This window comes from Desertibaculum subflavum (assembly GCA_003576705.1).
Lineage (GTDB): Bacteria > Pseudomonadota > Alphaproteobacteria > Ferrovibrionales > Ferrovibrionaceae > Desertibaculum > Desertibaculum subflavum.
Window position 1 is genome coordinate 32958 of record QOZS01000020.1, and the last position, 13288, is coordinate 46245.

Below are 13288 nucleotides of genomic sequence, written 5' to 3' on the forward strand. Positions count from 1 at the left end.
ATCCAATGCCCGCCTTCGAAAGCCGCATCGATACGAACAGCGACGACTTCCGGAAGAACCGCGAGCAGATGCTGGCGCTCATCGCCGAGTTCCGCGGGCTGGAGCAGAAGGTGCGCGACCGGTCGAACGGCCAGAAGGATCGCTTCCGCAAGCGCGGCCAGCTGCTGCCGCGGGAGCGCATCGCGCTGTTGCTCGACAAGGACAGCCCCTGGCTCGAACTGGGCACCTTGGCCGGCCTCGGCATGCATGACGACGACGGCAAGGACGACGTGCTCGGCGCCGCCTCGATCGTCGGCATCGGCTATGTCTGCGGCATCCGTGTCATGGTCGGTGCGTCCGATAGCGCGATCAAGGGCGGCACCACGGCGCCGATGGGTCTGAAGAAGAACCTGCGGGCGCAGCAGGTGGTGCTGGAGAACAAGCTGCCCTTCATTCACCTGGTGGAGAGCGGCGGCGCCAACCTGATCTACCAGTCAGAGATCTTCGTCGAGGGCGGCCGCGGCTTCAAGAACCAGGCCCGCATGTCGGCGCTCGGCATCCCGCAGGTCACCGTGGTGCACGGCTCGTCCACCGCGGGCGGTGCCTATCTGCCGGGCTTGTCCGACTACGTCATCATGGTGAAGAAGCGGGCCAAGGTGTTCCTCGCCGGCCCGCCGCTGCTCAAGGCTGCCACCGGCGAGGTGGCGAACGACGAGGAGCTCGGCGGCGCCGAGATGCACACCATGGTTTCCGGTGTTGCCGAGTACCTCGCCGAGGACGATGCCGACGGCATCCGCCTCGCCCGCGAGATCTTCGCCAAGCTGCCCTGGAACGAGCAGCTGCCGATGATCCCCAGGCGCAGCTACAAGGAGCCGCGCTACGCGCCGGAAGAGCTTTGCGGCGTGGTGCCGACCGATTACCGCCGGCCCTACGATGTGCGCGAGGTGATCGCGCGCCTGATCGACGGCTCCGATTGGCTGGATTTCAAGCCGCTCTATGGCCCGCACACGATCTGCGGTCATGGCGCGATCGAAGGCTGGCCAGTCGGCATCATCTCCAACAACGGGCCGATCGACGCCGACGGCGCCACCAAGGCAACGCAGTTCATCCATCTCTGCTGCCAGTCGAACACGCCGATCGTCTACTTGCAGAACACCACCGGCTATATGGTCGGGCGCGAGGCCGAGCAATCCGGCATCGTCAAGCACGGCTCGAAGATGATCCAGGCGGTGGCCAACGCGACCGTGCCGCAGATCACCATCCATATCGGCGCCTCGTTCGGCGCCGGCAATTACGGCATGTGCGGGCGGTCCTACGACCCGCGCTTCATCTTCGCCTGGCCGAACAATCGCGTCGCCGTGATGGGCGGCGAGCAGCTCGCCAAGGTGATGTCGATCGTCACCGAGGAGAAGGGCAAGCGCGAGGGCAAGCCGGTCGACATGGCCAAGCTCGCGGCGACCGAGAAGTCGATCCGCGACCGCATCGACCGTGAATCGACCGCCCTGTTCGCCACCGCGCGCCTGTGGGACGACGGCCTGATCGATCCGCGCGATACCCGCAAGGTGCTCGCCTTCTGCCTCTCCATCTGCCGCGAAGCCGATCTCCGCCCCCTTAAAGCCAGCACGTTTGGCGTGGGGCGGATGTGATGCGCCGGAACATGCACCAAGTTTCCTTCTCCCTGGGGGAGAAGGTGGCCCGAAGGGCCGGATGAGGGGCACCCTATGAGCCTGCAATCCGCCCGCCGACTGAGACGCACGATGACCGAAGCGGAGAGCCTGCTTTGGTCGCGCTTGCGCGATCGCCGATTGGACGGCCTGAAGTTTCGTCGCCAGGTACCGCTTGGCCCGTACGTATTGGACTTTTTCTGCGAAGAGCACCGCTTGGTGGTCGAAGTCGATGGCAGCCAGCACGCAGATCGAGTCGAGCATGATGAGAAGCGCACCGAGTGGCCCGAAGCCCATCAGTGCCGTGTCCTGCGATTCTGGAACAACGACGTGATGCAGCGCGCGAACAGCGTGCTGGAAGCAATACGAGCTGCCGCTGGCGGTGCCCCTCACCCGGTGCGCCTTGCGCGCCACCCTCTCCCCCAGGGAGAGGGTTCGATTGACGGAGTCTGATCATGCGATTCACCCAGGAGCACGAGGAGCTGCGGCGCAATCTCGCGCGGTTCATCGACAACGAGATCAATCCGCATGTCGATGCGTGGGAGGAGGAAGGCACCTTCCCGGCGCATGAGCTGTTCAAGAAGATGGGCTCACTCGGCTTCCTCGGCATCCACAAGCCGGTGGAATATGGCGGCCTCGGCCTCGACTATTCCTATGCGATGGTGATGGCGGAAGAGCTCGGCGGCATCAATTGCGGCGGCGTGCCGATGGCGATCGGGGTGCAGACCGACATGGCGACGCCGGCGCTGGCCCGCTTCGGCGGCGACACAGTGCGCAAGGAGTTCCTGGCGCCCTCGATCAGCGGCGACTATGTCGCCTGCCTCGGGGTCTCCGAGGTCGGCGCCGGCTCCGACGTCGCCTCGCTGAAGACCACGGCCCGCAAGGACGGCGACGACTACGTCATCAACGGCGGCAAGATGTGGACCACCAACGGCACCCAGGCCGACTGGATCTGCCTGCTCGCCAATACCTCCGACGGGCCGGCGCACGAGAACAAGTCGATGATCTGCGTGCCGATGAAATCGAAGGGCGTCGAGATCGCCCGCAAGCTCGACAAGCTCGGCACCCGCTCCTCCGACACGGCGCAGATCTTCTTCGACGACGTGCGCGTGCCGCAGCGGAACCGCATCGGCGAGGAGGGCAAGGGCTTCACCTACCAGATGCTGCAGTTCCAGGAGGAGCGCCTCTGGGCTGCCGCCAAGGGCCTGAAGGGCATGGAGCGCGCCATTCAGCAGACCATCGACTACACGCGCGAGCGGATCGCCTTCGGCAAGTCGATCCTCGACAACCAGGTGGTGCACTTCAAGCTGGCCGAGCTGCAGACCGAGGTGGAGGCGCTGCGCTCCCTCGTCTACCGCGCCTGCGAGGGCTATCTCGCCGGCCAGGACGTCACCATGCTGGCCTCGATGGCGAAGCTGAAGGTTGGCCGCCTCGGCCGCGTGGTCATGGACAGCTGCCTGCAATACTGGGGCGGCATGGGCTTCATGAACGAGACCCAGATCAGCCGCGCCTATCGCGACGTGCGCCTCGGCTCCATCGGCGGCGGGGCCGACGAGATCATGCTGACCATCATCGCGAAATACATGGGCACGCTGCCGAAGCCGGAGCGCTCCCGAAAGCCGCTGAAGCAGGCGGCGGAGTAGGACGCACAATGCAATTCACGCCCCAGCACGAAGAGCTGCGCCGCTCGCTCCGCAAGTTCATCGCGGCGGAGATCAACCCGCACGTCGACGCCTGGGAAGAGGCCGGCATCTTCCCCGCCCATGAGCTGTTCAAGAAGATGGGCGATATGGGCTTCCTCGGCGTCAACAAGCCAACGGAGTTCGGTGGCCTCGGCCTCGACTATTCCTATGCCATGGTGATGTGCGAGGAGCTCGGCAACATCAATTGCGGCAGCGTGCCGATGGCCATCGGCGTGCAGACCGACATGGCGACGCCGGCGCTGGCCAAGTTCGGCTCCGACGAGGTCAGGCGCGAGTTCCTGGCGCCCTCCATCAGCGGCGATTTCATCGCCTGCCTCGGCGTCTCCGAGGTCGGCGCCGGCTCCGACGTCGCCTCGGTCAAGACGACCGCGCGCAAGGATGGCGGCGACTACGTCATCAACGGCGGCAAGATGTGGACCACCAACGGAACCCAGGCCGACTGGATCTGCCTGCTCGCCAACACTTCCGAAGGCCCCTCGCACCAGAACAAGTCGCTGATCTGCGTGCCGATGAAGACGAAAGGTGTGCAGATCGCCCGCAAGCTCGACAAGATGGGCATGCGCTCCTCCGACACGGCGCAGCTCTTCTTCGACGAGGTCCGGGTGCCGCGCCGCAACCTGGTCGGCGAGGAAGGGGCCGGCTTCACCTACCAGATGATCCAGTTCCAGGAGGAGCGGCTCTGGGGCGCGACCTCGGCCATCGTCGGCATGGAGCGGACGATCGACGACACGATCGAATACACGCGCAACCGCATCGCCTTCGGCAAGCCGATCCTGGACAACCAGGTGGTGCATTTCCGCCTGGCCGAGCTGAAGACCGAGGTCGAGCTTCTGCGCGCGCTCTGCTACCGGGCCTGCGAGGAATATCTCGCCGGCACCAACGTCACCCTGCTCGCCTCGATGGCCAAGCTGAAGGCCGGCCGCCTGCTGCGCGAGGTAAACGACAGCTGCCTGCAATACTGGGGCGGCATGGGCTTCATGAGCGAAAGCCGGATCAGCCGCTCCTATCGCGACGGCCGGCTCGCCTCGATCGGCGGCGGCGCCGACGAGATCATGCTCGGCATCATCTCCAAGCTGATGGGAACGGCGCCCCGGCCGCAGAAGCGCAAATGACCGCCCTCCCCACGACCGAACACATCAAGCTGGAGCGGCAAGGCCCGCTGCTCCGGCTCTGGCTCAATCGGCCGGAGATGCGGAACGCCTTCTCCGCCCAGATGACGGCCGAGATCCTGGCGACCTTCCAGGCGATCGAGGCCGACCGCTCCATCCGCGTCGTGGTCCTGCGCGGGGCCGGTGGCACCTTCTGCGCCGGCGGCGACCTCAAGAACATGCAGGCCTCGGGCACGCCGCCGGCCCCTGGCGAGCGCGACGAACTGAAGGAAGGCAATCTGCGCTTCAGCCGCATGATGCAGGCGGTCAACACTGCACCGCAGGCGGTGATCTGCGCCGTCGAGGGCTTCGCCATGGGCGGCGGCTTCGGCCTCGCCTGCGTCGGCGACATCACCATCGCGCGGGCGGACGCCACCTTCGCCATGACGGAGGTGACGCTCGGCATCGTGCCGGCAGCGATCTCGCCCTTCGTGGTGAGGCGGATCGGCCTCACGGCGGCCCGGCGCTTCGGAGTCTCCGGGGCCAAGCTGAACGGCGTGCAGGCGGTCGAGATCGGCATCGCGCACGAGGCGGCGGCCGACGGCCCGGCGCTCGACGCCGCGATCACCGCCAACGTCAACCAGGTGCTGCGCTGCGCGCCGGAGGCGGTGGCGGAGACGAAGCGCCTGATGCACCGTGCCGCGGGCCCTGCGCCGATAGACGAGATCGCGGCCTACGCCGCCGAAAGCTTCACCGCGGCGGTGCGGGGAGCGGAGGGCCGCGAAGGCACCAAGGCCTTCGTCGAGAAACGCAAGCCGGCCTGGGCCGTCACCATCGACTGAACGAGCGCCGATGTCCTTCACCAACATCCTGATCGCAAACCGCGGCGAGATCGCCTGCCGCATCATCCGCACGGCGCGCGCCATGGGCTATCGTATGACGGCCGTGTTCAGCGATGCCGACGCCGATGCGCGCCACGTCGCGCTGGCCGACCAGGCGGCGCGCATTGGCCCGCCCGACGTGCGGTCGAGCTATCTCAACATCGACGCGATCCTCGCCGCGGCAAAGAAGGCCGGCGCCGACGCGGTGCATCCGGGCTATGGCTTCCTGTCGGAGAACGAGGGCTTTGCCGCCGCCTGCGAGCAGGCCGGCCTCGTCTTCATCGGTCCTCCGCCCGCCGCCATCGAAGCGATGGGCAACAAGGCCGCGGCCAAACGGCGCATGATCGCGGCCGAGGTGCCGACCGTGCCGGGCTATCAAGGTCACGATCAGTCCGACGCACGCCTCGCCGAGGAGGCCGAGCGCATCGGCTTCCCGCTGATGGTGAAGGCAGCGGCCGGCGGCGGCGGGCGCGGCATGCGGGTTGTCGGCTCGATGAACGAGTTCGCCCGCGCGGTCGCCGGCGCCCGCTCGGAGGCGAAGAACGCCTTCGGCTCCGATGAACTGATCCTGGAGCGCGCGGTGATCGGCGGCCGGCATGTCGAGATCCAGGTCTTCGCCGATGCCCATGGCAACGTGATCCATCTCGGCGAGCGCGACTGCTCCGCCCAGCGGCGGCACCAGAAGGTGATCGAGGAGGCCCCTTCGCCCGCCGTCGACCCGCACCTGCGTGCCCGCATGGGCGAGGCGGCGGTCGCCGCCGCCAAGGCGATCGGCTACCGCGGGGCCGGCACGGTCGAGTTCCTGCTGGACGCCAACGGGCATTTCTACTTCCTGGAGATGAACACCCGCCTGCAGGTCGAGCACCCGGTGACCGAGATGGTCACCGGTTTCGACCTGGTGGAGTGGCAGCTTCGCGTCGCCGCCGGCGAGAAGCTGCCGATCAGCCAGGAAGAGCTGACCCTCACAGGGCATGCCATCGAGGCGCGGCTCTACGCCGAGGATCCGTTCCGCAATTTTCTGCCGCAATCCGGCGACATCCTGGTCTGGGCGCCGGTCGAGCGCGACGGCGTACGCACCGATCACGGCCTGAAGCCGCGGGCCACCATCAGCCCCTATTACGATCCGATGATCGCCAAGGTGATCGCGCATGGCCGCACGCGCGAGGAGGCACGGCGCCGGCTGATCGCCGCGCTGCAGGACACGGTCGTGCTGGGCATCCAGACCAACCGCCGCTTCCTGGTCGACCTGGTAAGCCATCCCGTCTTCGTCGAAGGCGGAACGACCACGACCTTCATCCAGGAGGCCTTCGGGCCGAAGAGCCCGCTGGTGAAGCGCCCGGCGCCCGGCACCGAGGCGCTCGCGATCGCGGCCGTGCTGCATCAGCGGCGATTGGGCGCGGCCATGCCGCTCGACGGCGGCGCCCGGGGTTGGCGGTCGACCGGCATCACAACGCAGCCGCTGCGCCTCACCATCCGCGACGAGCATCATGTGGTCGACGTGACGCCGCATTCGCCAGCGGCCTTCGAAGTTGCCGTCGGCGACGCGCGGGTGAGGGTCGACATCATCGAGATCGGCGACAACCGTTTGACCATGGAGATCGACGGCCTGCGCCGCACCGTCGCCTATGCCTTCCGCGATGCGGAGCTGGTCTTCGAGGCCGACGGCGTGTCGCTGGTCGTGGCGGAGACCCTGATGGTGCCGCGCAGCGCCGCCGAGGGCGACGGCGATGCCGAGTTGCGGGCGCCGATGAACGGCAAGATCGTCTCCGTCCTCGCCCAGCCCGGCGACAAGGTGGCCAAAGGGCAGCGCCTGATCGTGCTGGAGGCAATGAAGATCGAGCATGAGATCGCCGCCGGCCGCGCCGGCACGCTGGCGACGGTCAACGTCAAGCCGGGCGACCAGGTGCCGACGCGGCACCTGCTGGCGAGCCTCGCATCGGAAGGTTAGCGCAGCGCCACATTCGCTTCGTCGCGCACGACGCGAAAGCCTACATCGATCAGATCGGCCTTGCCCTCGACCGGCTCGAACCGCACGCCGCCGGCGATGAACAGCGCACCGGAACGGAACGAGCCGCCGAGCATCAGACGCCGCGCGCAGGCGTCGACGCAGTCGGACGTCCATTCCCACACATTGCCGAGCACGTCGTAGAGACCGAAGCCGTTCGGCTTGTAGCTGCCGACCGGCGCCGTCTTGATCCCCGCATAAGTCGGGTCGCAGGGATCGCAATTGCCGTCGGTGAACTCCGCCCACGGATTGTCGGTCGTGACCCCGCTGCGGACGTAGTATTCCCATTCCGGCTGCGTGGGCAGCCGATAGCGCTGGCCGGTGGTGGCGCGCAGCCAGGCCACATAAGCCTCGGCATCCTTGTAGGCGACGTTGACGACGGGCCGGCGCCCCCGCCCCCAGCCCTGGTCGTGCAGCCGCCGGCAGGCCCCCTCGGCCGCACAGGCATCCCATTCGTCGAATGTCACCTCATGCCGGCCGACCGCGAGCCGGCTCGCGATCCGCGCTTTGGAAATCCCGGCCGGCGCCCGCTCGAGGCCAAGATCGACCGCACCGGCGCGGACGAACACCATTTCCGGGCACTGGCCGCAATCGCGAAACGGCGCGCCGAGCGGCGTGTCGTCGGCACGCGCCGGCGCAAGACAGAACAGCATCGCAATGACCGGACCGGAAAGCCGCATGCCGCCATCCTAGCCGATCGCGAGTGACTCATTGCCGCCCATCCGCTACGAGACCGCGCCAGCATGACATCCGATCCTCCCACCGCCCGCGACGCCGCCCGACGCATCCTGTCCGCCGTGCTGGAGCGCGGCCGGCCGCTGGACGAAGCCTGGGCGGCGGCGCTCGCCCCCGACGCGCCGCTGACCCGGCTGTCGGAGCGCGATCGTGCCTTCACCCGCCTTCTCGTGGCCACGTCGTTGCGCCGCAAGGGTGAGATCGATGCCGTGCTGGCGCGCTGCATCGCCAAGCCGCTGCCGCCCAAGGCCGGCCGGGAGCGCACGGCGCTGCAGCTCGGTGTCGCGCAACTGCTGCATCTCGGTACACCGGCCCATGCCGCGGTCGGCGAGACGGTGGCGCTGGTCGGCGAGGCAAGCCCCTACCGTGCGCTGGTCAATGCCGTGCTCCGGCGCGTCGCGCGAGAGCCCCAGGCGCTCGTGGCCGATCTCGACGCCGCACATCTCAACACGCCGGAATGGCTATGGCAGCGATGGTGCAAGGAATATGGCGAGGCGGCGACCCGTCGCATCGCGGCCCAGCACATGGCCGATCCGCCGCTCGACATCACCGCCAAGGAAAACCCCGGCAATTGGGCGGAGCAGCTGGGCGCCGCCCTGCTTCCGACCGGAACGCTGCGCCGGCCGCATGCCGGCGCCGTCGAACAGTTGCCGGGCTTCGCCGAGGGTGCCTGGTGGGTGCAGGATGCCGCGGCCGCCCTCCCTGCCCGACTGCTTGGCGACGTGTCGGGCAAGCGGGTGATCGACCTTTGTGCGGCCCCGGGCGGCAAGACGGCACAGCTGGCCGCGGCGGGCGCCCGGGTGACGGCGGTGGAGAAATCTTCGGCCCGCGCGCAGCGGCTGCAAGGCAACCTTCGGCGCCTCAAGCTCGAAGCGGAGATCGTGGTGGGCGACGCCACCGCATGGCGGCCTGGAGATCCGGCGGATGCCGTCCTGCTGGACGCGCCCTGCTCCGCCACCGGGACGGCGCGACGCCATCCCGACGTGCCGCATCTCAAGCGGCCCGACGACCTGGTGGCACTGACGGCCTTCCAGGATGCTCTGCTGGCTGCGGCAGGACGAATGGTGCGGCCGGGCGGCATGTTGGTTTATGCGGTCTGCTCCCTGGAGCCCGAGGAAGGGCGGGACCGGATCGCCGCACTGCTCTCGCGCGACGGGGCCTGGGCCCGCCTGCCGCTGGCGGCGGCCGAAATTGGCGGACATTCAAATGCGATCTCCGCCGAAGGCGATCTACGCACCCTGCCGGGCGACGCACCCGATCCCGGCGGCTGGGACGGGTTTTACGCGGCCCGGTTGCAGCGCCGGTGAGCGGCATTGCCGCCCCGGGACACGCGGTTTATCTCTAGTACGGGTGGTGGCGGGAGCGTTCCATGCGGTGCGCGGCGGGATTGGTGACGGCAACGGTGCTGCTGGCGGCGACGCCCGCATCGGCCGATTACCGCAGTCGCCACGGCGACTGGTGGGTCGAGTGCTACACCCGCGATGACGGGCCGCTCGGCTATGCCTGCGCCGGCCGCACGGCCTCGCGCGACGGCCTCCAGCTTTATGTCGTGGAGCGTCGAGGCCAGCCCTTCGTCGTGGTCCAGGCCGAGCCCGGCATCCAGTTCGACCGGTCGCAGCACGTCATGCTGCGCGTCGACGAGGGCGAGCGCTTTCAGGTGCTGGCGCAGCAGCGACGGGTCGCGCATGTCAACGGCATTGAAGGCCTGCGCCTGATCGGCCTGATGATCGACGGCAAGATGGCCTCCGTCACCTACAACGACCTGTTCGGGCAGAGCCGCTTCGCCCGCTTCGCGCTGGACGGCTTCGAGCCGACCTATCGCGAGCTCAAGCAGGCCATGGCCGAGGTCGATCACAACGTCCCGCGACAGGAGCGGCCGAGCGTGCCGGCGAGCGACCCGCCGCCGGGCAGCGCCGCTCCGGCCACCGGTCAGAAGGCCGATCCGAACGGCAAAGCGGAGCCGCCGGATGAGAAAGGCGACATCGAGGAAGCGATTGACGAAGTCGGGAGCTTCTTCGGCCGCGTAGGTCGCTTCATCGGGCGACAGTTCGACTAGAGGCGCCTACTCCGCAGCCTGCGGCGCCGGCGTGGCACGCAAGCGACCGCCGAGCCGGCGCATGACGACATAGAACACCGGCGTCAGGAACAGGCCGACCAGGGTGACCCCGATCATGCCGGCGAAAACCGCGGTGCCGAGCGCGCGCCGCATCTCCGCCCCGGCGCCGGACGATGTCACCAGCGGCACCACGCCGAGGATGAAGGCGAGCGCGGTCATCAGGATCGGCCTGAGGCGCAAGCGGCAGGCCTCGACCACCGCCTCGAGGATGCTCTTGCCGCTGTCCTCCAGCTGCCGGGCGAACTCGACGATCAGGATCGCGTTCTTGGCCGCAAGGCCGATCAGCACGACAAGTCCGATCTGCACCAGCACGTTGTTGTCGATGCCGACGGTCCAGACGCCGAGCAGGGCGAACAGCATGCTCATCGGCACGATCAGCATGATGGCGAAGGGCAGCACCCAGCTTTCGTATTGCGCCGCCAGCGCCAGGAACACGAAGACGATGGCCAGGATGAAGATGTAGACCGCGGTATTGCCGAGCGAGCGCTCCTGCAAGGCGATCTCGGTCCATTCGAAGCTCTGGCCCGGCTGCAGCACCTGGTTCGCCAGCTGCTCCATCGCATCCAGCGACTGGCCGGTGGAGAAGCCCGGCGGCGTGTTGCCCTGCAACGGCACCGAGACATAGGTGTTGTAGCGCTGGACCAGATCCGGGCCGGCCGTCTCGCGGATCTCGACCAGGGTGCCGAGCGGCACCAGCTCGCCGGTGGCGGAGCGGACCTTGAGCCGCTGGATATCCTCCCGGTTCAGCCGGAACCGCGAATCCGCCTGCACGCGCACCTGGAACAGGCGACCGAAGGCGTTGAAGTCGTTGACATAGGCCGAGCCCAGATTGACCTCCAGCGCCTCGAACACGTTGCCGATCGGCACGTTCAGCATCTGTGCCTTGACGCGATCGATGTTCAGGAAGATCTGCGGCGACGTGGCCGAGAAGGTGGTGAACACGCCGGTGACGCCCGGCGTCTGCATGGCACGCCCCATGATCTGGTAGGCGGCGGCCAGGAGCGGCCGCACATCGTCGCCGGCGCGGTTCTGCAGCTGCATCTTGAAGCCACCGCCGGAGCCGATGCCAGGCACCGCGGGCGGCGGGACCGCGATGACGAAGGCCTCCTCGACCGCCTGCAGCCGGCCGATCATCTGACCGATGATGGCATCGGCGGTCAGACCTTGTGCCAGCCGCTCGGCGAACGGGCTGAAGGTCGTGAACATGACGGCGGCGCTGGTGGAATTGGTGAAGGTCGCGCCGTTGAAGCCCGGAATGGCGACCACGTGCTCGACGCCCGGCATGCCCGCGATCAGCCTGGTCGCCTTCTGCGTCACCTCGTCGGTGCGGCTGAGCGAGGCGCCGTCCGGCAGCTGGATGACGACGATCGCATAGCCGCGGTCGAGCGGCGGGATGAAGCCCGCAGGCACCTTGAAGAACATGAAGGCCGTCGCGCCGACCAGCAGCAGGTAGATGCCGAGCATCAGCACACGGTGCCGCACGATCGAGCCGGCGCTGCGGCCATAGGCGCTGCTCATCCGGTCGAAGCCGAGATTGAATTTCGACGCCGCCCACTGCACCGCGCGGAACGGCGCGAAGCGCGACCGATGCCCTTCATGATGCCGACGCAACAGGATGGCGCCGAGCGCGGGCGACAGGGTCAGTGAGTTGAACGCCGACAATATGGTCGCGACCGCGATGGTCAGCGCGAACTGCTTGTAGAACTGGCCGCTGATGCCGGGAATGAAAGCGGTGGGGATGAACACCGCGGACAGCACCACGGCGATGGCGATCACCGCGCGGCCGACTTCATCCATCGTCTTGTGCGCGGCCTCGCGCGGCGACAGGCCGCGCGCGATGTTGCGTTCGATGTTCTCGACCACGACGATGGCGTCGTCGACGACGATGCCGATCGCCAGCACCATGCCGAACAGGCTGAGCACGTTGAGCGTCAGGCCGAAGGCGTACATCACCGCGAAGGTGCCGACCATCGAGACCGGGATGGCCAGGATCGGGATCAGCGAGGCGCGCCAGCTCTGCAGGAAGATCAGAACGACGAGGGCGACCAGGATCACCGCCTCGATCAGGGTCTTGTAGACCTCGTCGAGCGATTCCTCGATGAACTCGGTCGGGTTGTAGATGACGGTGTATTCGAGGCCCGGCGGGAACGACTTCTGCAGCTCTTCCATGCGCTGGATCACCGCCGCCGAAGTGTCGAGCGCATTGGTGCCGGGCCGCTGGAACACGCCGAGCGCGATCGCCGTCTGGCCGTCGAGATAGCTGCGGCTGTTGTAGTCCTTGGCGCCGAGCTCGATGCGCGCCACGTCCTGTAGGCGGACGAGGCGCCCGTCCTTGCCGCTCTTGACGATCACGTTGCGGAACTGGCGCGCGTCCTCGAACCGCCCCTGTGTCGTGATGATGGCCTGCTGCGCCGTGTCGGACGGTGCCGGCTGCTGGCCGAGGCCGCCGCCGGACACCTGGATGTTCTGCGCGCGCAGCGCCTCGACGATATCGGTGCCGGTGAGGCCGAACGAGGCCAGCCGGTTGGGATCGAGCCAGACGCGGATGGCGTACTCGCTGCCGCCGAACACGATGATGTTGCCGACGCCTTCCAGTCGCAGCAGCGCGTCACGTATGCGCAGCTGCATGTAGTTGGCGATGTAGAGCTCGTCGTAACGCTTGTCGGGCGAGAGCAGGTGCACGACCATCAGGAAGTCGCCGGCCTGCTTGCGGGTCGAGACGCCGAGGCGGCGCACTTCCTCGGGCAAGCGCGGCTCGGCGATGGTGACGCGGTTCTGCACCTGCACCTGAGCGATGTCGAGATCGGTGCCGGTCTTGAAGGTCACCGTCAGCTGCAGCAGGCCGTCCGCCGTCGAGTACGACGACATGTACAGCATGTTCTCGATACCGTTGATCTCCTGCTCCAGCGGCGTCGCCACGGTGCGGGCCACCGTCTCCGCATCGGCGCCGGGATAGCTCGCCGTCACGTTGATCTGCGGCGGCGCGATCTCCGGATACTCGGTGACCGGAAGCTGCAGATAGGCGATCGCGCCGATGATCACCACCGCGATCGAGACGACCACGGCGAAAATCGGCCGGTCGACGAAAAAATGCCCGAATTTCATGTCCTAACGCCC

General features: G+C 67.7%; 10 protein-coding genes. 8 read left to right on the plus strand and 2 right to left on the minus strand.

Going from position 1 to position 13288, the window contains the following annotated elements:
• Positions 1-5 precede the first annotated feature (5 nt).
• The 6 genes from DT074_RS12445 (at position 6) to DT074_RS12470 (ending at position 7263) form a co-directional block, all read left to right on the plus strand.
• Entirely contained in the window at positions 6-1625 is a 1620-nt protein-coding gene (locus DT074_RS12445) for an acyl-CoA carboxylase subunit beta (RefSeq protein WP_119420180.1), read from the plus strand.
• A gap of 75 nt (positions 1626-1700) precedes the next feature.
• Positions 1701-2096, plus strand: a complete 396-nt coding sequence (locus tag DT074_RS12450) for an endonuclease domain-containing protein (protein WP_119420181.1) — start codon at positions 1701-1703, stop codon at positions 2094-2096.
• A gap of 2 nt (positions 2097-2098) precedes the next feature.
• Positions 2099-3286, plus strand: a complete 1188-nt coding sequence (locus tag DT074_RS12455; protein WP_119420182.1) for an acyl-CoA dehydrogenase family protein — start codon at positions 2099-2101, stop codon at positions 3284-3286.
• Between the two features lie 8 nt (positions 3287-3294).
• Positions 3295-4458, plus strand: coding sequence for an acyl-CoA dehydrogenase family protein (locus DT074_RS12460; RefSeq protein ID WP_119420183.1), 1164 nt, complete (start codon positions 3295-3297; stop codon positions 4456-4458).
• Complete coding sequence (locus tag DT074_RS12465; protein WP_119420184.1) at positions 4455-5276, plus strand: enoyl-CoA hydratase/isomerase family protein; 822 nt, start codon at positions 4455-4457, stop codon at positions 5274-5276. Before DT074_RS12460 ends, DT074_RS12465 begins: the two co-directional genes overlap by 4 nt.
• 10 nt (positions 5277-5286) lie before the next feature.
• A complete protein-coding gene (locus tag DT074_RS12470; protein ID WP_119420185.1) occupies positions 5287-7263 on the plus strand; it encodes an acetyl/propionyl/methylcrotonyl-CoA carboxylase subunit alpha in 1977 nt (658 codons plus the stop codon).
• On the opposite strand, the gene DT074_RS12475 is transcribed toward DT074_RS12470, so the two are convergent.
• Positions 7260-8000, minus strand: coding sequence for a formylglycine-generating enzyme family protein (locus tag DT074_RS12475; RefSeq protein WP_119420186.1), 741 nt, complete (start codon positions 7998-8000; stop codon positions 7260-7262). The genes DT074_RS12470 and DT074_RS12475 overlap by 4 nt on opposite strands.
• A 63-nt stretch (positions 8001-8063) precedes the next feature.
• On the opposite strand from DT074_RS12475, the gene DT074_RS12480 reads away from it, so the two are divergent.
• Positions 8064-9362, plus strand: a complete 1299-nt coding sequence (locus DT074_RS12480) for an RsmB/NOP family class I SAM-dependent RNA methyltransferase (RefSeq protein ID WP_119420187.1) — start codon at positions 8064-8066, stop codon at positions 9360-9362.
• 62 nt (positions 9363-9424) lie between these two features.
• A complete protein-coding gene (locus DT074_RS12485; protein ID WP_162914858.1) occupies positions 9425-10111 on the plus strand; it encodes a hypothetical protein in 687 nt (228 codons plus the stop codon).
• A 6-nt stretch (positions 10112-10117) separates the two neighbouring features.
• On the opposite strand, the gene DT074_RS12490 is transcribed toward DT074_RS12485, so the two are convergent.
• Complete coding sequence (locus tag DT074_RS12490; protein WP_119420189.1) at positions 10118-13276, minus strand: efflux RND transporter permease subunit; 3159 nt, start codon at positions 13274-13276, stop codon at positions 10118-10120.
• Positions 13277-13288: the final 12 nt, after the last annotated feature.

Excerpts from the sequence above, each read along its gene's own strand:
- DT074_RS12445 (WP_119420180.1), top strand. The coding sequence starts at position 6 with ATGCCCGCCTTCGAAAGCCGCATCGATACGAACAGCGACGACTTCCGG.
- DT074_RS12450 (WP_119420181.1), top strand. The coding sequence starts at position 1,701 with ATGAGCCTGCAATCCGCCCGCCGACTGAGACGCACGATGACCGAAGCG.
- DT074_RS12455 (WP_119420182.1), top strand. The coding sequence starts at position 2,099 with ATGCGATTCACCCAGGAGCACGAGGAGCTGCGGCGCAATCTCGCGCGG.
- DT074_RS12460 (WP_119420183.1), top strand. The coding sequence starts at position 3,295 with ATGCAATTCACGCCCCAGCACGAAGAGCTGCGCCGCTCGCTCCGCAAG.
- DT074_RS12465 (WP_119420184.1), top strand. The coding sequence starts at position 4,455 with ATGACCGCCCTCCCCACGACCGAACACATCAAGCTGGAGCGGCAAGGC.
- DT074_RS12470 (WP_119420185.1), top strand. The coding sequence starts at position 5,287 with ATGTCCTTCACCAACATCCTGATCGCAAACCGCGGCGAGATCGCCTGC.
- DT074_RS12475 (WP_119420186.1), bottom strand. The coding sequence starts at position 8,000 with ATGCGGCTTTCCGGTCCGGTCATTGCGATGCTGTTCTGTCTTGCGCCG.
- DT074_RS12480 (WP_119420187.1), top strand. The coding sequence starts at position 8,064 with ATGACATCCGATCCTCCCACCGCCCGCGACGCCGCCCGACGCATCCTG.
- DT074_RS12485 (WP_162914858.1), top strand. The coding sequence starts at position 9,425 with ATGCGGTGCGCGGCGGGATTGGTGACGGCAACGGTGCTGCTGGCGGCG.
- DT074_RS12490 (WP_119420189.1), bottom strand. The coding sequence starts at position 13,276 with ATGAAATTCGGGCATTTTTTCGTCGACCGGCCGATTTTCGCCGTGGTC.